The organism is Caballeronia sordidicola (genome assembly GCF_001544455.2).
Classification (GTDB): domain Bacteria; phylum Pseudomonadota; class Gammaproteobacteria; order Burkholderiales; family Burkholderiaceae; genus Caballeronia; species Caballeronia sordidicola.
This window is the reverse complement of the sequence record NZ_FCOC02000002.1, coordinates 625,925-648,382: the sequence shown is the minus strand read 5'-3', so window position 1 is coordinate 648,382 and position 22,458 is coordinate 625,925. Positions and strand designations below refer to the sequence as shown.

The 22,458-nt window shown below is 62.1% G+C and carries 24 protein-coding genes; 13 read left to right on the top strand and 11 right to left on the bottom strand.

Features of this window, described 5'->3' with window-relative positions:
* Positions 1-48: 48 nt before the first annotated feature.
* A complete protein-coding gene (locus AWB64_RS06115) occupies positions 49-2,016 on the bottom strand; it encodes a lytic transglycosylase domain-containing protein (protein ID WP_060817686.1) in 1,968 nt (655 codons plus the stop codon).
* A 50-nt stretch (positions 2,017-2,066) separates the two neighbouring features.
* On the opposite strand from AWB64_RS06115, the gene AWB64_RS06110 reads away from it, so the two are divergent.
* Positions 2,067-2,633, top strand: a complete 567-nt coding sequence (locus AWB64_RS06110) for a 5-formyltetrahydrofolate cyclo-ligase (protein ID WP_082850373.1) — start codon at positions 2,067-2,069, stop codon at positions 2,631-2,633.
* A gap of 64 nt (positions 2,634-2,697) precedes the next feature.
* Here the strand turns inward: AWB64_RS06110 and AWB64_RS06105 are convergent, their stop codons facing one another.
* The 3 genes from AWB64_RS06105 to flgA form a co-directional block, all read right to left on the bottom strand.
* Positions 2,698-3,141: a flagellar protein FlgN gene (locus AWB64_RS06105; protein ID WP_060817685.1), complete on the bottom strand. Its 444-nt coding sequence runs from the start codon at positions 3,139-3,141 to the stop codon at positions 2,698-2,700.
* A 121-nt stretch (positions 3,142-3,262) separates the two neighbouring features.
* Positions 3,263-3,598: a flagellar biosynthesis anti-sigma factor FlgM gene (gene flgM, locus AWB64_RS06100; RefSeq protein WP_060817684.1), complete on the bottom strand. Its 336-nt coding sequence runs from the start codon at positions 3,596-3,598 to the stop codon at positions 3,263-3,265.
* A gap of 189 nt (positions 3,599-3,787) precedes the next feature.
* Positions 3,788-5,266, bottom strand: a complete 1,479-nt coding sequence (flgA, locus tag AWB64_RS06095; protein ID WP_060817683.1) for a flagellar basal body P-ring formation chaperone FlgA — start codon at positions 5,264-5,266, stop codon at positions 3,788-3,790.
* 234 nt (positions 5,267-5,500) lie between these two features.
* Here flgA and flgB point away from each other — a divergent pair, with 234 nt between their 5' ends.
* From flgB to flgL, 12 genes are all read left to right on the top strand, one after another.
* Positions 5,501-5,989, top strand: a complete 489-nt coding sequence (gene flgB / locus AWB64_RS06090) for a flagellar basal body rod protein FlgB (protein WP_060817682.1) — start codon at positions 5,501-5,503, stop codon at positions 5,987-5,989.
* A 10-nt stretch (positions 5,990-5,999) separates the two neighbouring features.
* Positions 6,000-6,425 carry a flagellar basal body rod protein FlgC gene (gene flgC, locus AWB64_RS06085; RefSeq protein WP_056356433.1) on the top strand — a complete coding sequence of 142 codons (426 nt, stop codon included), beginning with the start codon at positions 6,000-6,002 and terminating at the stop codon, positions 6,423-6,425.
* Between the two features lie 10 nt (positions 6,426-6,435).
* Positions 6,436-7,161, top strand: a complete 726-nt coding sequence (locus AWB64_RS06080; RefSeq protein WP_060817681.1) for a flagellar hook assembly protein FlgD — start codon at positions 6,436-6,438, stop codon at positions 7,159-7,161.
* 24 nt (positions 7,162-7,185) lie between these two features.
* Complete coding sequence (flgE, locus tag AWB64_RS06075; protein WP_060817680.1) at positions 7,186-8,418, top strand: flagellar hook protein FlgE; 1,233 nt, start codon at positions 7,186-7,188, stop codon at positions 8,416-8,418.
* 48 nt (positions 8,419-8,466) lie between these two features.
* Complete coding sequence (gene flgF, locus AWB64_RS06070; RefSeq protein ID WP_060817679.1) at positions 8,467-9,222, top strand: flagellar basal-body rod protein FlgF; 756 nt, start codon at positions 8,467-8,469, stop codon at positions 9,220-9,222.
* Between the two features lie 73 nt (positions 9,223-9,295).
* On the top strand, positions 9,296-10,084 hold the full coding sequence (gene flgG, locus AWB64_RS06065) for a flagellar basal-body rod protein FlgG (protein WP_060817678.1): 789 nt from the start codon (positions 9,296-9,298) through the stop codon (positions 10,082-10,084).
* Between the two features lie 50 nt (positions 10,085-10,134).
* Positions 10,135-10,833: a flagellar basal body L-ring protein FlgH gene (locus AWB64_RS06060; RefSeq protein ID WP_060817799.1), complete on the top strand. Its 699-nt coding sequence runs from the start codon at positions 10,135-10,137 to the stop codon at positions 10,831-10,833.
* A gap of 2 nt (positions 10,834-10,835) precedes the next feature.
* Positions 10,836-11,960 (top strand): flagellar basal body P-ring protein FlgI, encoded by a 1,125-nt coding sequence (locus AWB64_RS06055; RefSeq protein ID WP_060817677.1) that lies wholly within the window; start codon positions 10,836-10,838, stop codon positions 11,958-11,960.
* A gap of 13 nt (positions 11,961-11,973) precedes the next feature.
* A complete protein-coding gene (flgJ, locus tag AWB64_RS06050; protein WP_082850372.1) occupies positions 11,974-12,987 on the top strand; it encodes a flagellar assembly peptidoglycan hydrolase FlgJ in 1,014 nt (337 codons plus the stop codon).
* A 427-nt stretch (positions 12,988-13,414) separates the two neighbouring features.
* Positions 13,415-14,170 (top strand): flagellar brake protein, encoded by a 756-nt coding sequence (locus AWB64_RS06045; RefSeq protein WP_060817676.1) that lies wholly within the window; start codon positions 13,415-13,417, stop codon positions 14,168-14,170.
* A 340-nt stretch (positions 14,171-14,510) separates the two neighbouring features.
* The gene (gene flgK, locus AWB64_RS06040) at positions 14,511-16,469 is read left to right on the top strand and encodes a flagellar hook-associated protein FlgK (RefSeq protein ID WP_060817675.1); all 1,959 of its coding nucleotides are present in this window, start codon (positions 14,511-14,513) and stop codon (positions 16,467-16,469) included.
* Between the two features lie 10 nt (positions 16,470-16,479).
* Positions 16,480-17,733, top strand: coding sequence for a flagellar hook-associated protein FlgL (flgL, locus tag AWB64_RS06035; protein WP_060817674.1), 1,254 nt, complete (start codon positions 16,480-16,482; stop codon positions 17,731-17,733).
* Between the two features lie 183 nt (positions 17,734-17,916).
* Here flgL and fliR read toward each other — a convergent pair whose 3' ends face one another.
* Genes fliR through fliL form a run of 7 tightly spaced genes read right to left on the bottom strand, consistent with a single transcriptional unit; the run spans position 17,917 to position 22,283 of the window.
* Positions 17,917-18,708 carry a flagellar biosynthetic protein FliR gene (gene fliR / locus AWB64_RS06030; protein WP_060817673.1) on the bottom strand — a complete coding sequence of 264 codons (792 nt, stop codon included), beginning with the start codon at positions 18,706-18,708 and terminating at the stop codon, positions 17,917-17,919.
* Positions 18,709-18,978, bottom strand: a complete 270-nt coding sequence (gene fliQ, locus AWB64_RS06025) for a flagellar biosynthesis protein FliQ (RefSeq protein ID WP_056356411.1) — start codon at positions 18,976-18,978, stop codon at positions 18,709-18,711.
* Positions 18,979-19,004: 26 nt separating this feature from the next.
* The gene (gene fliP, locus AWB64_RS06020; protein WP_060817672.1) at positions 19,005-19,781 is read right to left on the bottom strand and encodes a flagellar type III secretion system pore protein FliP; all 777 of its coding nucleotides are present in this window, start codon (positions 19,779-19,781) and stop codon (positions 19,005-19,007) included.
* The gene (gene fliO / locus AWB64_RS06015) at positions 19,781-20,308 is read right to left on the bottom strand and encodes a flagellar biosynthetic protein FliO (RefSeq protein WP_060817671.1); all 528 of its coding nucleotides are present in this window, start codon (positions 20,306-20,308) and stop codon (positions 19,781-19,783) included. The genes fliP and fliO overlap by 1 nt, the downstream gene beginning before the upstream one ends.
* The gene (gene fliN, locus AWB64_RS06010) at positions 20,305-20,742 is read right to left on the bottom strand and encodes a flagellar motor switch protein FliN (RefSeq protein ID WP_060817670.1); all 438 of its coding nucleotides are present in this window, start codon (positions 20,740-20,742) and stop codon (positions 20,305-20,307) included. The genes fliO and fliN overlap by 4 nt, the downstream gene beginning before the upstream one ends.
* Entirely contained in the window at positions 20,735-21,733 is a 999-nt protein-coding gene (gene fliM, locus AWB64_RS06005; protein WP_060817669.1) for a flagellar motor switch protein FliM, read from the bottom strand. The genes fliN and fliM overlap by 8 nt, the downstream gene beginning before the upstream one ends.
* Before the next feature lie 58 nt (positions 21,734-21,791).
* Positions 21,792-22,283, bottom strand: coding sequence for a flagellar basal body-associated protein FliL (fliL, locus tag AWB64_RS06000; RefSeq protein WP_060817668.1), 492 nt, complete (start codon positions 22,281-22,283; stop codon positions 21,792-21,794).
* Positions 22,284-22,458: the final 175 nt, after the last annotated feature.

Genomic DNA, 22,458 nt, shown 5'->3' with positions numbered 1-22,458 from the left:
ATAAGCGAAACGCGCGGCGAGCCTTGGTCGACCCTTGATGCAATCCGCTTATGGCGCGATGTAGCCGAGCCGCGCCTTCAGCGATTGCGGACGCCCCTCGAACAAGGCCGCGTAATACACGGTGTTCGACAGCACGTTCTTGACGTAATCGCGGGTTTCGGTGAACGGAATGGTTTCAGCAAAAATCGCGCCCTCTACCGGCGCGTTGAGCGTGGAGCGCCATTGTTTCGGCCGTCCTGGCCCGGCGTTGTAACCGGCCGTGGCCAGCACGGCGGAGTCGTCGAACTGGTTGTAGACCATGGCCAGATAGTTCGTGCCGAGCAGGATGTTTGTATCGATGTCATTCATCTGCTCACGCGAGACCGGTCCCATGCCAATCTTCTTCGCGACCAGTTGCGCGGTGCCCGGCATCAGTTGCATCAGGCCGCCCGCGCCGACTTCGGACTTTGCATTGATGATGAAGCGCGATTCCTGGCGGATCAGGCCGTAGGCCCATTCAATGTCGAGCCCGGTATTCTTCGACTCACGGTCGACCACGTCCTTGTAGGGCGAGAGGTAGCGCAGCGAAAAATCGTGCTCGGTCTTGGTTTTGTCGGCGGTATTCACGGTGCGGTCGAACAACTCGATACGCCGCGCGTATTGCGCCGCCGCCAGCAACTGGCGATCCGTCATGGTCCGCAGCGGCCAGTTCCATTCGCGATTTCCCTCAAGCCGCAGGTTCATGTCATAGAACTTCTGCGACAACGCAAAACCCGGAATAGTCTGGGCTTGGGCAATTTCGGCATCGGTCACGGTTGTGCGCGGCGGCACGGTGATCTTCTGTCCCATTTCTTCCGATGCAAGCTGGCCGTAGAAATTGAACTGATCCGCGATGCTCGTGAATTCCTGGGCGGCCGTGGCGGTATCGCCGGCTTGTTTCAAGGCGCGCGCGTGCCAGTAGATCCATGCTGGCTGATTGCGCAGCGTGGGCGGCATTTGTTCCACCGACCAGCGCACCATGGTCCAGTCGCCGGCGAGCAAGGCGCTGCGCGTGCGCCATTCGTAAGCCGGATTCGACAACGGCGCGTTCACCGACAGCCTGTACCAGTCCACGGCGCTCGGCATGCGCTTTGACGCAGCCTGATAGGCAATCGTCCCCCAGCCAGTTGCGCGCTCGGTCGGCGTCAACGCTGGCGCCACTGAACTAAACGACGCCGCCGCCATGGCCGGGTCGTTGCGCGCCATGCGCGTGATGGCGAGCAACGCAAGTTGATGCGAAGTCGTGTCGCGGCCAATGCCGCGCGCGAGATACAGCGGCGGCGTGTTCGCGGCGCTATCGAACGAGGTCTGACTTGGGCGTTGCTGCCCGAGCGCGTCCGCGATCTTGCTGCCCGTGTTGGTGTAGTTTTGTTCGTATGCGAGGCGGATTTGTTGCCAGACGTCGTCGGAAGTGAATTGCTGCGATACCGCCAGCGCGGAGATCAGGTCCACACAGCCGTCGCCGTACCATTTGGGATCCACGAGCAATGCGCGGGCGGCGTCCGACACGTTTTCTCCGCGTGAAGCCCGCGCTTCGAGCGCGTAGCATTTCACCTGGGTATCGTCGTTCAGGACGAAGCGCGAATATTGATCGAGAAAATTGCGCCAGTCGTGACGCGCGCCCAGCACCACGAGATAGTCATTGCGCATGCGGTCGGCGATTGCCTGGCCGTCGTAGCGTTGCAGGAACGAAAGCACCGGCTCGTCTGGTGCGTCCACGCGTGCATGGCCCTGCGAGTCGAACAACTGCGGTTTAAGCGTGAAATATTCGACATAACCGGGCGCCGGATAATTCGGAATTTGCGCGGCGAGCTGCATGGCGCGGCCGGCGTCATTCGAGCGCGCGGCTTCGCGCAATTGAACGAAAGTGCGATCGTCTTGCGACAGCGAATAATCGGCTGATGGGCGAACTGCCGACGCGGTGCCGCACCCGATCAGCGTGATCGTGGCGAGCGCTGTGGCGGCCGCGAGATATACTCGTTTGAGACGTTTTGACATCGTTTTTTGTGGAGCGCGAAGTGATCCAGAGCATAGCATGCAACCCTCTTATGGAAGCCAAAAGCGCGCTGCGTGCGAGCTTGCTTGCAGCCCGCGAAGCGCAAGGCGGCGCGGCTGGTCAGGAGGCGCGAGACGAGGCGCTTGCGCGGCGTTTGATGGAGGTCGTCGCGGGGTATCCGGATGCATCGTGCATTGGGTTTTATTGGCCCGTTGCCGGTGAGTTCGATGCGCGCAATGCAATGGCGGTTTGGCTGGCGTTGAAAGCGTCGAGGACGGCGGCGTTGCCGGTGGTTGTTGCACCGAGGCAACCGCTCGTGTTTCATGCCTGGCGGGCTGATTCCGCTATGAAGAAGGGGCGGTTTGGGATTGCCGTGCCGGAGGAGGAGCGCGTGGTTGTCCCGGATTTGCTGCTTGTTCCCTGCGTGGGGTTTGATGCCGAGCGGTATCGGTTGGGTTATGGCGGCGGGTATTACGATCGGACGTTGGCGGTTTGGCCTGGCGAGCGGAAGCCGACGACGATCGGCGTGGCGTTTGAATCTGCCAAGTGCGATGCGCTACCGCGGGGGGAGTTTGATTTGCCTTTGGGCGTTATTGTCACCGAATGTGGGGTTTATTGACGCTGGCGGTTGGGGGGCAGTTGGGAGTTGCCAGGGTCCCCCCGAGCGCCAGCGTCCAACCCCTCTAAAGACCCAAAACCCCCGGCACTCGCCCATCCGGCCCATAAAACGCCGACTTCACCGGCGCGATGGTCAGCGCCGCCAGCGCCGTCCGGTTGTATTCCATGCGCGTGCGGATCAACACACCATTGTTGTTATTGCTGCGCTTGGCCCGCCGCGCCAGATCCTGCAATTCCTGCCATCGGGCATGCAACGCTTCATCGCCAATAACGGCCTGTTCCATGCCCGCAAAACCTTCAGGCAAACCAAGCGCGCCAAGCCGCTCATCCCGCGCACGCTCCAGCGCGGCGATCTGCCCGGTCAATGCAAGTTTTTGTTCGATGATCGAAGGCAACGTCTCAAGCGGCGAAGCAGCCGTGAGCGCTTTCTCTTCGTAGGCAAGCAGCGATTCGAACGCCTCCACAGCGGCGATCTCTTCAATGACAGTGTCAAGCAAAGCGTCTTTCATGGGCGACTCGCTAAAAACTCCGGCCCGCGCTCAATGGCGGTGCCAAGGTCGAAAAAAGCCGCCCGGCGCTGCATCGCCGCCACTAAAACGACGATGCTTGATCTGAACCTCGAACGCGGGCTCAGCCGCCGGCCGGCGGGGTTTGCGTCTTCAACAACTCACTCGCGCTCGACAAAATGCCGTCGGCGACCTTGCCCGAATCGACCTTGTAGCTGCCGTCCGCAATCGATGCCTTGATCGCCGCGACTTTCGCCGTGTCAATATCGGCGCTGCTCGACGTCCGCAAATCCGTCGATAAAGCCGACAGGCTCACCGTCGAATTCGAGCCGCCAGTCGTGGCGGCCTGCGCGGCTGCGCCCGTCGTGGAGGGCGTTTGCGAATCGGCTTGCGCCGCACGTTGTTGCGCAGCTTCCTGCAATGCTGCGATCTGGCTGGTGTTGCTGGAATCGATTTTCACGATGGTCTTCCCTGACGATGTGATCCTTTTATCGGCGAGCAGGTGTAAAAACTTTACCCCTCCCGCCCCCGGAACCACCCGCCGTCAGGTTACATCGGCCCGAAACCCTTATTGCGAAAGGCTTCCGGCTAATTGAAACAAAGTGCAACAACTGAGGGTTACCCCACATAAGCCGCTCAAGCCCGGCTTTTACAACTGGACTTCAACGGTCGAACTGTCCTTTACGATGCCCGTAATGATCTGTCCCCCAGCCGTTTTTACGCGGACCTGCTGGCCGGGCGCGGCGTTGTTCATGGCGCTGCCTTCCGCCGATATTGAAAAGCCTGCGCCGCTGGTCACCACGTGCACCGACGATCCGATCACGACTGAACTGGCGCCGCGCAGCATGTCGGTGCGCAGCGGCAACCCGGCGACAATCCGCGATAACGTCGTCGCGCCGACCGCTTGCGACGGATCGGTGACGATGGCTTGCGGCATCGACGTGATGTCGCCATCGCGCGCGCTCAGGTCGGCTGCGGTCAGCACTTCGCCGGGCGCCATGGCGCGGGCGGCGAGGTAATACGTTGCCTGCAGCGAGACGCGCGCCTGCAGGTAAAGCGTCCACGGCCGGTCGCCTGTGCAGCGCACGCCAACGGTGGTGCGGCCCCAGAGGCGCGCGCCCGGCGGCATGAATGGCTCGAGCGTCGCGCATGGGGCGAGGCCGCGCGGGAAAACAGGCGTCACGGTGATATCGGCCTTGCCGGGCAATCCGGCCGCTTCCTGCGTCAGAAACGCAAGCGCGGCGGCGCGGATGGAATCGCCGTCCTGCGAAGGCTGCGCGCCTTGCGGCGCTTGCACAGTAGCAGCGCCCGGCGTGAGGGGCGCGCGGATCGGCGCGGCAGGCCGCATCGATACAGCCATCATGCCGCCTGCAACCGGCACGGCGGCGGCGGCGGCAATCGGCCGTGCCTGAAACCCGCGCGCCGCCATGCGGTTCGGCACGACCGCGTCCTGTTTGGCGGGATCGTCAGCTTGAACGATAACCGGCGTCACATCTCTCGCCGATACCGCCACGCGCTGCAGCGGCCGCGCAGCGCCCGCGGAAGGCTCGCCATTGCCGGGAATCTCGATCATGCCGCTCGCGGGTGCGCTTTGAGGCGTGCTCGGGGGCGTGCTTGGGGCCGTGCTTTGGCTTGGCGTCATCGCCAGTTTGGGCTGCGGCGCGGGTTTGGCTTCGCCGTTGCCCGGGATCACGATCATGCCGCTGCTATCGGCGGAAGAGGAGGAAGCGTCGGCGGCGTCGGCGCGGGCATCGAGCGCAAGCGCCGCGGCGCGCATGGCGGCATTGGCGCCATTCACGGCACGCGCATAACCGCGCGGACTGGGCGTTCCTATCGGTTGCGCACTGCCTTGCGGCTGCGCCATCGGCTGGGCCATCGGCGCGGCGTTCACATTCATGCCGGCATTCTTCGCCATCGCCACGACAGCTGCCGGATTGGTCTCGCCCGGCCCCGAAATCATGATGGCGCCGCCGTTTTCCTGCGCCTGGACGGGCATCGCGGCAAATCCCCAAACCAGCGCCAGCGCCCACGGGAACGCACGCAAACGCGACGCGATATCGCGCGTTGAGCCGTCCGTCTCCGGGCGGCGCGTGGCCGTCTGGCGGACAGGCGCAGCGACGCTGTGCATTACGTTTCTCCCAGGCAAAAACTCATCGTTCGTCAACCTACGAGACGAATTCTAGATATTGACGGCCAAAGGCAACCGTCGAATAGAGGCCGCCTTTCCCTGTTATTCGTCTGATTGCATCTTGCGTCCCGCTTCTAAGATTCGTCTCATGCCAAAAAGTCTTCCTTCGACGCCATCAAGCGCCGTGACCGAAGACCCAGGACGCAGGACACAGGAAGCCGAAGGAGAACCGTGATGCTGGACAAGCTCGACCAGGAATTTGCGTTTGGCCGCGAGGCGCTCGATGTGCGGGCGTATCGGCAGGAACTGCTGTCGTCGAATATTGCGAACGCCGATACCCCCGGCTACAAGGCGCGCGACGTCGATTTCTCGAGCGCCCTGGCCGGCGCGCTGAAAAAGACCGGCGCAGCGCCGGGCACCGCCGCGAGCACAGGCACGCTGCAGATGGCGCAGCCCGTGAGCGTCTCGACCAGCGCGGGGTTGGCGGTGACGTCGCAGGGACATATGGCAGGGGCATCGAAGCTCACGGCAAGCGGCGGCAGCACCGACGACTACGGCAAGCTCGCGTACCGGATTCCGAGCCAGCCGTCGCTGGATGGCAATACGGTCGACATGGACTCGGAGCGCGTGCAATTCGCCGATAACGCCTTGCACTTCGAGGCCGGCATGACGGTGATCTCGTCGCAGATCAAGGGAATGCTCTCGGCCATTACGTCGAACTGAGGAACAGGCCATGCCATCTTTAATGAACATTTTCAACGTGGCCGGTTCGGCGATGTCCGCTCAGGCGCAGCGCCTGAACGTGACGGCGTCGAACCTGGCGAACGCGGACAGCACGACCGGTCCCGATGGCCAGCCGTACAAGGCGAAGCAGGTGGTGTTCGCCGTCGATCCGCTCGGCGGCGCGCGCACGGCCTCGGGCCAGCAAGTGGGCGGCGTGCAGGTGACGGGCGTGATAGACGACCCTACGCCCATGAAAACCAGCTACGACCCGACCAATCCAGCAGCGAATCCGGACGGCTACGTCACCATGCCGAACGTGGATCCGGTGCAGGAAATGGTCAACATGATTTCGGCGTCGCGTTCCTATCAGGCGAACGTCGAGACGCTCAATACCGCCAAGCAGCTCATGCTTAAGACCCTGACGATCGGAACCTGAGGACAATCCCGTGACAACCAACACCACGATCGGCAACAACGGGACAACCGTATCCCAGACGCTGCTGGACACCATGAACGGCACGTCGAGTTCTTCGTCGTCGAGTTCCGCGTCCAGCGCGACCGGCGCCCAGTCTCCGTCCGACCTGCAGAACACCTTCCTTACGCTGCTCGTCACGCAGTTGAAGAACCAGGATCCGACGAACCCGACCGACAGCTCGCAGATGACCTCGCAACTCGCGCAGATCAGCACGGTGTCGGGCATCGGCCAGTTGAACACGTCCCTGACCTCGCTCGCGGGGCAGTTGTCGGCGGGACAGTCGGCGCAGGCAGCGTTGCTGATCGGTTCGACCGTGCTCGCGCCGGGCAACAGCGTGACGGTGGCAAGCGGCAAGTCGACCAGCTTCGGCGTGCAGACCGCGAACGCGCTGGACGACCTCACGATCAACGTCAAGAACTCGGCCGGCCAGATTGTGAACACGCTCGACCTCGGCGCTCAGCCGGCGGGCGTCGTGCCGCTCTCGGGCTGGACGCCGGTAGACAAAAACGGCGCAACGCTGCCCGACGGCACGTACACCATTTCGGCGGCTGGCACGATCAGCGGCAAGGCGGCAACGGCCACGGTGCTGTCGGCGTCGCAGGTTCAAAGCGTGGTGCAGCAAGCCGATGGAACCGCCGGTCTGCGCCTCGCAAACGGCACGACGGTCGGACTGACCAGCGTCGCCTCGATTCTCTAACCACATTCAAAAGCGGAGACCGTCATGGGTTACCAACAAGGTTTATCGGGTTTGTCGGGTGCATCGAGCGACTTGGATGTGATCGGCAACAACATCGCCAACGCGAACACTGTTGGCTTCAAGGAAAGCCAGGCGCAATTCGCCGATATGTACGCGAACTCGGTTGCGAGCGCGGTGAACAACCAGGTGGGCATTGGCACGAAGCTCGCCGAAGTGCAGCAGCAGTTTGGCCAGGGCACGATCACGTCCACGAATCAGGCGCTCGATGTCGCCATCAACGGCAACGGCTTTTTCCAGCTCTCGGACAACGGCGCGTCGGTGTATTCGCGCAACGGCGTTTTCCATCTGAACGCGGATGGCACGATCGGCAATTCCGCGGGCCAGTTGCTGATGGGTTATGCGGCGAACAACTCGGGGATCGTCAACAGCGCGGCAACCGTGCCGCTGACGGTATCGACGGCCAATCTCCCGCCGGTCGCAACCAAGAACGTGAAGTTCGCGTTCAACCTGAATTCGCAATCGGCCGATATTCCGAGCACGACCGCTTTCGATCCCACGGACTCGAGCACCTATAGCGCGACCAGCTCGATCAACGTCAACGATTCGCTTGGCGGCACGCATCAGGTGGCTGTCTATTTCGTCAAGAATTCCACCGGTTCGTGGACCGCGTACGGCACGACCGGCACGCCTCCGACACTGGTTGGCTCGGCGGCGGGCGGCGGCGTGCTGGGCAATGTGAGCTTCGACGCATCGGGCAACCTGACGGGCACGAGCAAGTTCAATTTCACGATTCCCGACGGCGCGGTAAGCGGCGGCACGCAAGCTTTATCGATGGACTTTGCCGGCACGACGCAGTTCGGCGCCACGAGCGGCGTTCAGAGCAGTTCCCAGGACGGCGCGGCATCGGCCAGCCTGACGGGTTTCTCGGTCGGCACGGACGGCACGCTCACGGGCAATTACTCGAACGGCAATACGCAGGCGCTCGGCCAGATCGCGCTCGCCAACTTCGCCAACCAGAACGGCCTGCAGGATCTTGGCGGCAACGTGTACGCGCAAACCGGCGCGTCCGGCGCGGCGCAAATCTCGGTGCCGGGTGCGACCAACCACGGCACGCTGCAAGGCGGCGCGGTGGAAAACTCGAACGTGGACCTGACGAGCGAACTCGTGAACCTGATCACGGCGCAGCGTAACTACCAGGCGAACGCGCAGACCATCAAGACGCAGCAGACGGTCGACCAGACGCTGATCAACCTGTAAGCGCGGCCTTGAGCAACATAAGCAACATATAAGCGAGAGAGAGCCAGCATGGATCGTCTGATCTACACCGCGATGACCGGCGCCACCCAGTCGCTCGAACAGCAGAGCACGGTGGCGAACAACCTCGCCAACGCATCGACGACTGGCTTCAAGGCGCAGCTCTCCGCGTTCCGCCAGGTGCCGATGAACTTCGAAGGCAACGCGAACGGCGATCCGGGCTCGCGCACTTTCGTGCTGGCCTCCACGCCGACGGCCGACTACACGCCGGGTCCGATCCAGCAGACCGGCAATCCGCTCGATGTCGCCATCCAGGGTCCGGGCTGGCTTTCGGTCCAGGCCGCCGACGGCACGGAAGCGTACACCCGCGCCGGCAACCTGCATGTGGACGCGAACGGGCAGATCGTGACGGCGAACAACTTGCCGGTGATCGGCACGGGCGGTCCGATTTCAGTGCCCCCGGGCGCGGAAATCACCATCGGCAAGGATGGCACGGTGAACGCCATCGGTCCGGGCGACCGGGCGACGGCAATTGCCGCTGTCGATCAGTTGAAGCTCGTCAATCCGGACCCGGCAACCCTCGCGCGCGGTGACGACGGACTCTTTCGCACCGCGGATGGCCAGCCGGCCGACGCCGATCCGGCAGTAACGGTCGCGCCGGCATCGCTTGAGGGCAGCAACGTGAATGCGGTTTCCGCGATGGTGGACATGATCACCAACGCCCGCCAGTTCCAGATGCAAACCAAGATGCTCGATTCCGCGAACCAGATGGACCAGTCGGCCAACAAGCTGCTCGATTTCAGCTAAGCCGCCGCCCGCGTATCTCGCTTAACCCGCTTTTCATAGTGCTTAGCTTGTTTAGCCCAAAGGCCAATAAAACATGAACCGCTCTCTTTACATCGCCGCAACCGGCATGAATGCGCAGCAGTCGCAGATGGACGTTATCTCGAACAACCTCGCCAACGTCAGCACGAACGGCTTCAAGGGTTCGCGCGCGGTGTTCGAGGACTTGCTGTACCAGACCGTCCGCCAGCCGGGCGCGAACTCCACGCAGACGACCGAACTTGCATCGGGCAGCCAGTTGGGTACGGGCGTGCAGCAGGTCGCAACGGAGCGCCTCTACACGCAGGGCAACCTGTCGCAGACCGGCAACTCGAAAGACGTGGCCATCAACGGCAACGGCTTTTTCCAGGTGACCATGCCCGACGGCACGACCGCCTACACGCGCGATGGCTCGTTCCAGGCGAGCCCGACAGGACAACTGGTGACATCGAGCGGATATCCGGTCACGCCGGCAATCACGCTGCCGGCGAACTACACGAGCCTGACCATTGGCTCGGACGGCACGGTCACGGTCACGCAACCGGGCAGCACGGCGAATACCACGATCGGGCAAATGCAGATCGCGACCTTCGCGAACCCGGCTGGACTCGATGCAAAAGGCGAAAACCTGTTCGCTGAAACCAACGGTTCCGGCGTGCCGAACGTCACGACGCCGGGATTGAACGGCGGCGGCACGTTGCAGCAGGGTTACGTGGAAGCATCGAATGTAAACGTGGTGCAGGAACTGGTGAACATGATCCAGACGCAGCGCGCGTACGAAATCAACAGCAAGGCCGTGACCACGTCCGACCAGATGTTGCAGACGCTTAGCCAGATGCAGGTTTAATGGGTTCAGCCGGCTCGACGCCCGCTGCGTATTTCCGAAGGATCATCACGATGCCGCTCATTTCTTTCTCGTTTCGCCGCCTTATGGCTGTCGTGCTGGCGGGTGTTCTCGCCGCTACGCTCGGCGCATGCGGCCTCGTGCCGAAAGAACCGATCATCCAGCAGCCGATGACTGCCCGTCCGCCCCTGCCGTCCACGACCGCGCGATCGCCGGGCGCGATCTACAACGCGGGTTACGCGGGACGGCCGTTGTTCGAAGACCAGCGGCCGCGCAATACGGGCGACATCGTGACAATCGTGATCGCGGAAAACGTCAACGCGACGAAGTCATCGGCAGCGAATGCAGCGCGCGGCAGCGCGGCAGCCTTCGCTGTCCCGACCACGCCGGGAATTTTTGGCGGTCTTTTCAACAACACCAATCTGTCGGCGAGCGGTTCGCAGAAATTCAACGGCTCGGGCGGCGCGAGCGCGGCCAACACCTTCAACGGCACGCTGACCGTGACCGTCACCGGCGTGCTGCCGAACGGCAACCTGGTCGTGAGCGGTGAAAAGCAGATGCTCATCAACCAGGGCAACGAGTTCGTGCGCTTCTCCGGCGTGGTCAATCCCACGACCATCTCCGCCGCCAACACCGTCTTTTCGACGCAAGTCGCCGACGCGAAGATCGAGTATTCGGCGAAGGGTTATATCGATGAAGCGCAGAACATGGGCTGGCTGCAGCGCTTCTTCCTCAACGTGGCGCCCTTCTGATCATGAAACTCGCTCTCCGTTTTTGTCTTGGCGCGCTCGCTCTGGCTTTGGCCGCCGTGCTGCCGCAAGCGGCGCAAGCCGAACGCCTGAAAGACCTGGTTTCGTTCCAGGGCGTGCGCGACAACCAGTTGATCGGTTATGGCCTTGTCGTGGGCCTCGATGGCACCGGCGACCAGACATCGCAGACGCCGTTCACCACGCAAAGCCTGACCAACATGCTGGGCAATCTCGGCATCACGCTGAACGCCGCGACCACGCAGAACATGCAGTTGAAGAACGTCGCGGCCGTGATGGTCACGGCGGTTCTCCCGCCGTTCGCGCGGCCGGGCGAGGCAATCGATGTCACGGTTTCGTCGCTAGGCAATGCGAAGAGCCTGCGCGGCGGCACGCTGCTGATGGCGCCGCTCAAGGGCGCGGACGGCCAGGTCTACGCCATGGCGCAGGGCAACGTGGTGATCGGTGGCGCCGGGGCGAGCGCGAACGGCAGCAAGGTCCAGGTCAACTCGCTTGGCGCGGGGCGGATCTCGGGCGGCGCGCTGGTCGAGCGCGCGGTGCCGAGCGCCTTCACGCAGCCCGGCGGCACCATGCAGATGGAATTGCGCGACATGGATTTCGATAACGCGCAAAAGATCGTGGCGGCCGTGAACAACCAGTTCGGCATGGGCACGGCTGTGGCGCTCGACGGCCGCACCATCCAGCTTCGCGCGCCGACCGATCCGACGAGCCAGGTGTCGTTCATGGCGCAGCTCGAGAATATCGATGTCCGTCCGTCGCAAGCCGCCGCCAAGGTGATCCTGAACGCGCGCACGGGTTCAATCGTGATGAACCAGATGGTCACGCTGCAGAACTGCGCCGTCGCGCACGGCAATCTTTCCGTGGTGATCAATACGCAAACAGCGGTCAGCCAGCCGGGACCGTTCTCGAACGGCCAGACCGTCGCGGCGCGGCAATCGAATATCCAGTTGAAGCAGGACACGGGCGCGCTCAAGACGGTTGCGGCGAGCGCGACGCTTGCCGACGTGGTGAAAGCGTTGAACGCACTGGGCGCGACGCCGGCTGATCTGATCTCGATCCTCCAGTCGATGAAAGCAGCAGGCGCCTTGCGCGCCGACCTGGAAATCATATAAGGACTAAGCGCACATGAACGCGAACGGGACGGCAAACAGCACGCTGGCATCATTGAACGGCTCGGACACGAGCGGCGGCCTGAATTCTTTATCGAACCGGTTTGCGCTCGACGTGCAAGGTTTCGACGCCATGCGCGCCCAGGCCAACGCCGCGCCGCAGGCAGGTTTGAAGGCGGCGGCCAAGCAGTTCGACGCCGTCTTCACGCAGATGATGCTCAAGAGCATGCGCGACGCCACGCCCTCGGACAGCCCGTTCGATTCCCACGACACCGCCACCTTCACCTCCATGCTCGACCAGCAGATGGCGCAGAACATGGGTTCGAAGGGCATTGGCGTGGCCGACATGATGCTCAAGCAACTGATGCGCAACGCGGGCGCGGGCACGCAAGCCGGCCTGAATGGCGCTGAAGCGGGGGGCGACAGCAGCGCGAACGCCGGTAACATTGCCGCGATGAACGCCATGGCGAAGGCTTACGCGAACACGGCGGCATCGGGCGGGTCGAAGGACGCGCTGCAGGGCAAGGGCTACAGCGCCAACAGCGCGCTGGAACCGCCGGCACACGGCGTGGGATCGGACAAGGTGGCGGGGTTCGTGGACCGGTTGTCCGCGCCTGCTCAGACCGCTGCCGCCGCGACGGGCATTCCCGCGCGTTTCATCATTGGACAGGCGGCGCTGGAGTCGGGCTGGGGCAAGCGCGAGATCAAGAACGCCAACGGCAGCACCAGCCACAACGTCTTCGGCATCAAGGCGACAAGCGACTGGACGGGCAAGACCACCAACGCCGTGACCACGGAATACGTGAACGGCAAGCCGCAGAAAGTCGTGGAGAAGTTCCGGTCGTACGACTCGTACGAAGACGCCCTCACCGACTACGCCAGCGTGCTCAAGAGCAATCCGCGCTACGCGCCGGTGGTCGAGGCGTCGCGCGACGCCGTCGGTTTCGCTCACGGCATGCAGAAGGCCGGCTACGCCACGGACCCGCAATACGCGAAGAAACTGATTTCGATCATGCGTCACATTGCGTGACGAAGCGTGCACTGGCGCGCGTTTTGCTGCAATTTGTCGGGTGAGCGAAAAGTAATACGAGTAATGTGTCATAAGCGACGGGGCCAAAGTCGCAATAGAAGACGAAGCCGGCCGGCGCCCGGTTCCCGCATTCAGAGTCGCGCGGGACCGGTCGCCGGCCGAGCCGCATAGAAATGGGGCTGAGAGCGGGTTTGTTTCTTTTCGTGCGCTTTGAATGTCTTCGTTTGCGGAATCGGGGTTAATCGGCTCCAAGCGGGCTTAGGCGGGTCTCAAGCGGGTTTTTGGGTAATTTTTCGCGGTCAACCCTAAATAATCCGGCCCTGTTGCCGCTAAATGGAACATCGAAGTGCCGGATCCATAGGGTCCGGCTGGACGCGCATAAGCCTCGGCAGTCGAGGTGGCGCGAGCAAACGAACACGGCAAGCCCATGAACATGAATGAGTCGAACGGTTCCGACATCGCTGACGACGAGTCCGACCATCCCGATTTCGGCAGGCGCAATCCGCTGGAAATTGGTGTTTCTCTGCGCAATCTCGTCAATCGAGGCGATTTCCTGACCGTCGATCACGGTAAGGGCCAGATCGTGACGCGCCTGCTCGACGTGAATCCTCTTGCCCGGACGTTCGTTTTCGACTGGGGCGCGGTTGCCGAGCAGAACCTGGCCGTTCTCGCGACCGAGAACCTGATGTTCAGCGCGAGCCCGGATGGCGTTCGCGTGGAGTTTGCGACAGGTTCGCCGCGTGAAATCGTTTTCGAAGGACATCCGGCGTTCGAAGCCGACTTTCCCCCGGTTCTGTTCTACATGCAGCGGCGCGAATATTTCCGCGTGGAAGCGCCCGTGCTCGATCCGTATATCTGCAGCGGCACATTGCCGAGCGGCGAGCGCTTTCGCTTCGAAGTCAACGACCTGTCGCTTGGCGGTGTCGCGCTTCGGACCATGGACGAACGCGTGGCGGCGCTGGAAATCGGCGTGATCCTGAAAGACGTCGAACTGCATTTCAGCAATCCCGGCAAGGTCGTGCTCGACGTTCAACTGATGTCGAACCGGCAAGTGGTGAATGCCAAGGGCGACCGGCGCTATACGCTTGGCTTCAAGTTCATGAGCCTGCCCGGGTCGGCTGAGAACACCTTGCAGCGCCTGATTACCCAACTGGAAATGAAGCGCCGGTCGCTTGCGCGCTAAGCGGTTTCGAGTTTTCCGGATGCTTTTGGAATGACGCCCGCGTTTTGATCGTGGGCTTTTTTTCGTCTCATGCGTTCAACGGCGCATGACGCCTTCACGTCCCTTGCTCCATCTGGCGAATTAGCCCCCAATTTCCCCGCTGCTTCACGAATTGCCTCGTGCCCCGCTGATGAATAATCCGGACAAGGCGCAGTTCGCGTGCGGCATGTTTTCTGTGCGTCGTGCATCGGCGGATGGACGGAAATGCCGCGCGGCCACTCAACTTTTTTCCATATCGGCCGATATACATCAGTGTCGCCATTTGGCGGGCCGGGCGTCATGCCTTTACCAGGATCCTTGCATGTCCAGCAACCTATTCGATATTGGCGTGAGCGGTCTCAATGCAGCCCAGTGGGGACTGACGACGACCGGCCAGAACATCAGCAATGCCGCAACGCCCGGCTATACGCTCGAAAGCCCCGTGTACCAGGAATCGTCCGGGCAATACACGACCTCCGGTTTCGCCGGGCAAGGCGTGACAACCGCGACGGTCGCGCGCTCCTACAGCGATTTCCTCACGAAGCAGCTCAACAGTTCGCAGTCGAACAGCAGCTCGTTGAACACGTATTACTCGATGCTCTCGCAGTTGAACAACCTCGTCGGCGATCCGACGACGGGTATCGGCGCCGGCATCACCAGTTATTTCACCGGCCTGCAATCGATCGCGAACAGCCCGGGAACCACGGCCACGCGGCAAACGCTGATGAGCAGCGCGCAAACGCTTTCCGATCAGATGAACGCCGCCGCCACCACGTACAACCAGTTGCGCGACGGCGTCAACCAGTCGCTTTCGAGCGCGGTGTCGCAGGTCAACAGCTACGCCAAGCAGATCGCCGATCTCAACGTGCAGATCGCAAGCGCAAGCTCGGCCGGTCAACCGCCCAACCAGTTGCTCGACCAGCGCGATCTCGCGGTGTCGAACCTGAGCCAGTTGGTGAGCGTGCAGGTCACCACCAGCAACGGCGGCTACAACGTGTCGTTCGGCAACGGCCAGCCACTCGTTGCCGGCAGCAGTTCGTATGCGTTGACCACGGCGCCCTCGCCATCGGATCCAAGCGAATTGTCGATTGCGTACGCGTCGCCCGACGGCTCCACGCAAACGGCGAAACAAACCCAGTACCTGCCGGATTCCATGTTCAGCGGCGGCGGCACGATTGGCGGCCTGCTCGACTTTCGCAGCCAGTCGCTCGATCCCGCGCAAGCCAAGCTCGGCGCAATCGCCACCAGCTTTGCAACCCAGCTCAACAACCAGAACGAACTGGGCATCGACCTGAACGGCAACCCCGGCGGCGCGCTGTTCTCGACCGGCAGCCCGACCGTCTACGCGAACGCCCGCAACAGCGGCAATGCAACGCTGAACGTGTCCATTGCCGATGGCACGCAGCCGCCCACCGGCGACTATTCGCTCGGTTTCGACGGCACGAACTACACGCTCACCGACCGCTCGTCGGGCGCGGTGGTCGGCCAGTTGACCGCTTCGTCCACCGGCGCGGTGAGCGGCACCATCGGGGGCATGAACATATCGATTGCAAGCGGTTCGATGTCGAAAGGCGATTCGTTCACGATCCTGCCCACGCGCGGTTCGCTCGATAATTTTTCGCTTTCCAGCACGAATCCATCGGCGATCGCAGCGGCTTCGCCAGCGGTGGCATCGGCGGCAACGGGGAACACCGGCGTGGGCAAGATCTCCGCGGCGACCGTGACGGCGGGGTACTCGATGCCGAAAGACATCAACCTGAAGTACGACGCCACCACCGGTACGATGACTGCGGACCAGCCGGTCACGCTGCCGGACAACACCGTGGTCCCGGCCGGCACGCCGTTCGCGTACGATTCAAACAAGGGCCTCACCATTTCCAACGGCACCGGCGTGAGCGCGACCATCAGCGGTACGCCCTCGACGGGAGACAGCTTCACGATCGCCATCAACAAAGGCGGCACGAGCGATGGCAGCAACGCACTCGCCATGGCCAACCTCGGCACCGCCAAGTCGATGAACGGCGGCACCGACACCCTGACCAGTTCCTACGCGAACTTCGTCAACCAGATCGGCAACCAGACGAACGCACTGAAGGCATCGAGCACGTCGGCCACGGCTGTGCTCAACCAGGCGACGTCGGCGCAGCAGGCAGTTTCCGGCGTCAACCTGAACGAGGAAGCCGCCAACCTGATCCAGTACCAGCAGCTTTACCAGGCGAACAGCAAGGTCATCCAGACGGCTTCTTCGCTGTTCCAGACGCTGCTCGGCATCTTCAACTGAGGTTTTCACGATGCGTATTTCCAGCTCGCAGTACTTCACGCTGAACGTCCAGACAATGAGCGACCAGCAGGCCTCGCTTGCGGCCCAGTACGCGCAGATTTCGTCGGGCAAGCGAATCCAGACCGCGTCCGACGATCCGCTTGGCGCAGCGCAAGCCGTGCAGTTGAGCACTCAGTCCGCCACGCTGTCGCAATACGCCACCAACCAGTCGGCCGCGCTGACCTCGCTGCAGCAGGAAGATTCGACGCTGACGAGCATCGGCAATGTGATGCAGAGCATCCAGACACTCGTCAACCGCGCGGGCAATGCTTCGTTCAACGATACCGACCGCGCGTCGATGGCGACCCAGTTGCAGGGTTACCGCGACAACCTGATGACGCTCAGCAATTCCACCGACGCCAACGGCAACTACATTTTCTCGGGATTCAAAGGCACCACGCAGCCGTTCACGAACAACGCATCGGGCGTGGGCGCGACCTATGCGGGCGACAACGGGCAGCGTCAGGTGCAGATCGCAGATGGCCGCTCGATCAACGTCGCCGATAACGGCGCCACGGTGTTCCAGAGCGTGTCGCCGAACGAGAGCTTGCCGGTTTCATCGTCGGCGGCGAACAACAAGGGTTCCGGCACGATTGGCCCGGTCAACGTCAGCGACCGTGGCAATCCGGGCAATGCATCGACCTATACCATTTCGTTCGCGACCACCGGTACGGGCGCCACGGCCACCACGACCTACACGGTCAAGGACCAGAACGGCGCCACGATCACGCCCGCGACGCCGTACGTGGCGCAGCAGGACATTGAACTGGGCGGCGGCGAGAAAGTGGCGATTGACGGAGCGCCGGGTGACGGCGATTCGTTCACGGTCGCGCCGGCCAATACCGGCAATCCCTCCGATACCGACATTTTCTCGACGCTCGACTCGCTGATCAGCGCGTTGCAGCAGCCGACCACGAGCAATCCGGCCGCGCAGGCGACGCTCCAGAACGCGCTGACCACGGGCGGCACGAAGATCAACAACATGTACAACAACGTGCTGACGACGCAAGCATCGGTTGGCGGCCGCGAGCAGGAAGTCACGGCGACGCAGACGGCGATGCAGACGACATCGACGCAAACCGCGAGTTCGCTGCAGGACCTGACCAGCATCAATCTGGTCAGTTCGATCAGCCAGTACGAGTTGACACAGAACGCGCTGCAAGGCGCGCAGCAGGCGTTTGCCCAGATCCAGAAGATGTCGCTGTTTCAGTACATCGGTAATTGATCGAGCGGATGGATTCAGAGAATGATGTGGGTTGTAGGAAGTTGTTTGGGCCACCTGTTCAGGTGGCCTTTTTTATTGAGGTAAGGAATGCAGACAAGGAATGCGGTGATTACGACCGCTATTCTCCGCAAGATTTGCGGTGAATAGCTTCGTTTTGTCAGGAAACGAGTCTGGATCATGCTGCTAAAGCGCCGCCGCCACCCGCCCCATCTGATCGATGCCGTTTTCAAATATGCGTTGAAAGAACGGGATCAGGTTAGGGATCATCAACTGAATCAGCAAGAACCCAACGAGCATGGTGACCGGAAAACCAACCTGGAAAATCCCGATCTGCGGCGCGGCGCGGTTCAGAATGCCGAGCGCAAGATTCGCGATCAACAACGCGGCCACGACCGGCAATGACAACAGCAGGCCCGTCGAAAACACGCTCACGCCGTAGGTCGCAACCGTCTGCCATCCGCGCGCGTGCACCATTGCGCCGAGCACGTTGGCGCTCACCGGCACGCTCTGGAACGTCTGCACGAGGGCGCTGATCATTTGCAAGTGACCATCGAAGACGAGAAAAGCAAGGAACGCGATGGTATTCAGATACCGCGATATCACCACCGCGTTGCCGCCCTGGCGCGGGTCGTAGAGCATCGCGAAACCAAGGCCCATTTGCTGGCCGATGAATTCGCCGGCGGCATCTATCGTGGCGAAGGCAATCTGCATGGTCATGCCGAGCGCCGCGCCGACCATGAACTGGTTGATGAGGATCAGCACGCCATCGGCGGAAAACACGGTGACTTGCGGCACGGCGCCGATGGTCGGCGCAACGATCAACGAGATGAACGCCGCGAGCCCGACCTTGACGCGCACCGGTATCGCGAGATGGCTAAGCAGCGGCGCGGTCGCGATCAACGCCAGAATGCGCGTGAACGGCCAGAGAAAAGACGTCAGCCAGACATTGAGCTGGGCATACGTGACGGAAAACATCTAGCCGGTGATGGCGGGCGTGATGGTGAACACGTGGCGCATGTAGTCGAGCAGCGTTTCCATCATCCACGGGCCGGCGATCACGAGCGTGACGGCGACCGCAAGCAGTTTCGGAATGAACGAGAGCGTGCTTTCGTTGATCTGCGTGGCGGCCTGGAACAGGCTCACCACCAGGCCGACAACCAGCGCGACCAGCAACAACGGAGCCGCGAGCAACAGCGCCACGTACATGGCCTGATGCGCGATCGACATGACGGATTCGGGTGTCATCGTGTGTATCTCTATGCTTTGAAGGCTTACGAAACGAAGCTCTGCGCGAGCGAACCAATCAGCAACTGCCAGCCATCCACGAGCACGAACAGCATCAGCTTGAACGGCAGCGAGATGGTCGACGGCGACACCATCATCATCCCCATGGACATCAGCACGCTCGCCACCACCATGTCGATGATCAGGAACGGAATGAAGATGGTGAAGCCGATCTGGAAGCCGGTCTTGAGTTCGCTCGTCACGAACGACGGCACCAGGAGCGAGAGTGGTACGTCCTCGGGACCGTTCATTGGCGCGGCCTTGGAAATCTTGGCGAAGAGCGCGAGATCTGCTTCGCGTGTCTGGCGCAGCATGAACTGCTTGAAGGGCGCAACGCCCCGCGTGACCGCCTGATCCATGGTGATCGTGCCATCGGAGAAAGGCTTGTAGGCGTCGTTGTAGGCGCGGTCGAGAACCGGCGACATCACGAACAACGATAAGAACAGCGCCAGTCCGACCAGTACCTGATTGGGCGGCGTGCTGGTCGTACCGAGCGCCTGACGCAGCAGCGACAACACAATGATGATGCGCGTGAAGCTCGTCATCATCAGCACCATTGCCGGCAGGAACGACAGCATGGTGAGCAGCAGCATCGTCTGGACGCTGAGCGAATACGTCGTGCCGCCGTTGGGACCGGGGCTGGTGTTGAAAGCCGGCAAACCCGCCGTGCTTTGTGCGAAGGCCATGTAGGGAAGAGCCGTGAGTGCGACCGGCGCCAGCAGCTTCACCCACCGTGCAATAAACCGAACCTGCGATACCCGCATTACTTGCTCCCGCCCGCGAACTTTTGCAGACGTTTGGTCGCTTCACCGGCGAGGGCATCGCGAAAACGTTGACCGAAACTGCCTTGCAGCGTTTGTCCTTCCGACCGTGGACCCGCTTCAACGCCATCGAGTTCCACCGATCCCGCCGGCATGCTGTGCAAGAGCCGCACATTGCCGGGAGCCGCGCCCAGCACGAGCCATGTATCGCCGATTTCCACCACCGACACGCGCTCCTTGTTTCCAAGCGACGCACCGCCAATCACCTTCACGAGGCCCGTGCGCTTCGTACCCGCCACGCCGAACTTCCGTGCGAGCCACGCGCAGCCGAACACGAACGCAATGACGATCGCCAGCCCGAGCAAGGTCTGCAGCACAGCGCCGAAGCCAAGCGACGGCACGGCGGTCCCCGCGCCCACGCCCGAAGCGATCTGCGCCGCGTGATTGACTGCGTTCATGTCCGCGGCATGGGCCGTCAAAGCCGAACATGCCGGGGCGAGCGCCGGGAAAGCGACGGCGAAGCGTTTCATCGATTCAACTTCCTGATGCGTTCGGATGGCGTAATGATGTCCGTCAAGCGGATGCCGAACTTGTCGTTCACGACCACCACTTCGCCTTGCGCGATCAGGCAGCCGTTGACCAGCACGTCCATGGGTTCGCCGGCGAGCCCGTCGAGTTCCACCACCGACCCTTGCGCCAGTTGCAGCAAGTTGCGGATCGCGATCTTCGTGCGCCCGAGTTCCACCGTCATCTGCACGGGGATATCGAGAATCATGTCGATGTCATTGCGCGTTGCAGGCGCCGCGACTTTCGACAAAGGCTGGAACACGCCCGCCGATGCTGTCGCCGCCGGCGTCTCGTTGCCGTTCTGTTCGGCCAGCGCGCTTGCCCAGTCGTCCATGCCGAAGTCCTCGCTTTTCAGCGGGTCGGACGGCAGCGTGCCCGGTTCGGTTACGTCACTCATATCCACCTTCCTTCATCGTGTCGGTTGCGCTGATCATCTTCTGGACGCGCAACGCGTATTGACCATTGAAAATTCCGTAGCCGCATTCCATCACCGGCACGCCGTCCACTTTTGCCGTGACCTGTTCGGGCACGTTGATCGGCAGGACATCGCCGGCGCGCATGTTCAGGATCTGCTCGAAGGTCGTGTTGATCTGCGCGAGATCGACGGTGACTTCGACTTCCGCGGCCTGCACTTGCTGCGACAACACGCGGATCCAGCGACGGTCGACTTCGAGCGCCTCGCCTTGTATGGGTGACGAAAGGACGTCGCGGATCGGTTCGATCATCGAATACGGCATGCAGATGTGAAGCGTGCCGCCGGTCGACCCGAACTCGATGGAAAACTGCGTCACGATCACAATCTCGTTGGGCGTCGCGACGTTTGCGAACTGCGTGTGCATTTCCGAGCGCACGAATTCGAAGTTGAGCGAGCGCACGCTTTTCCACGACGCCGCGTACTGTTCGAAAACGAGGTTGAGCAGCTTGCTGATGATGCGATGTTCGGTCTGCGTGAATTCGCGGCCTTCCACGCGCGTGTGAAAACGGCCGTCGCCGCCGAAGAGGTTATCGACGACGAAAAAAACGAGGTTCGGATCGAACACGAACAGCGACGTGCCGCGCAGCGGCTTCACGTGGACGAGGTTGAGGTTCGTCGGGATCGGCAGGTTGCGGGTGAATTCGCTGTACTTCTGCACCTTCACAGGGCCGACGGAAATCTCCGCCGAACGCCGCATGAAGTTGAAGATGCCTACGCGCAACAGACGCGCGAAGCGGTCGTTGATGATTTCCAGGCCCGGCATCCGGCCCCGGACAATACGTTCCTGCGTCGCGAGGTTATAGGGGCGCACGCCTTGGAAACGCGTGTCGTCGGCGACAACGTCGACTTCCCCGGTGACGCCCTTGAGCAGGGCATCGACCTCCTCCTGCGACATGAACTCTTCGTGGCCCATGAGTCTTCCTTGGTTCCTGTCTTGCGCTTGTCCGGTCGGCTTTGCTGGCGACGGCGCGTTACTGGACGACGATTTCCGTGAACAGCACTTCCTGCACGTTCGCGGGTTCTTCCGGCGAGCCGCCGAACGTGTTGACCGTGCTCAGCAGTTCCTTGGCGAGCGCGCGTTTTCCTTCGATACCGGCAAGGTCGTCGGGATGTTTCGCCGAGAGCAGCATCAGGATGTGGCTTCGCACTTCCGGCATGCGTTCGGCGAGCGCGGCTTGCGCCTTTTGGTCCGGGAGTTTCAGCGTGAGGCCAATGCGCAGGTAATGCATGCCGTCGTCCGACTGGAGATTGACGGTCATGGAGTCGAGCGGATAGAACACCGGCGGTGCGGCGGGCGCGGGTTTCGCCGGCTCGTGTGTCGCGGTTTTATGAAGCCAGAAGTACACGCCTGCGCCGCCCGCGCCCAGCAGGACGATGGTGCCCGCGACGATCAGGAGGATGCGTTTGAGCTTGCCGGTTTTAGCCGGGGCGATGGGTTGTTGCGCTGTTGCTGTGCTTGCCATGGTTGCGGACCTCTTTCTGTAGCCTGAATTGTTGGCGAAAGCAGGGCCGCGCGATGGGTCGAACAGAAGGGGTTATTAGGGCTTACTCGGGAGTTTGCGCAAAGAGCGTGTTTTTACGTTTGCGATGCGCGCGGGATGGCGGACATGAAAAAACCGCGCGGCGTTGAGGCTCGCG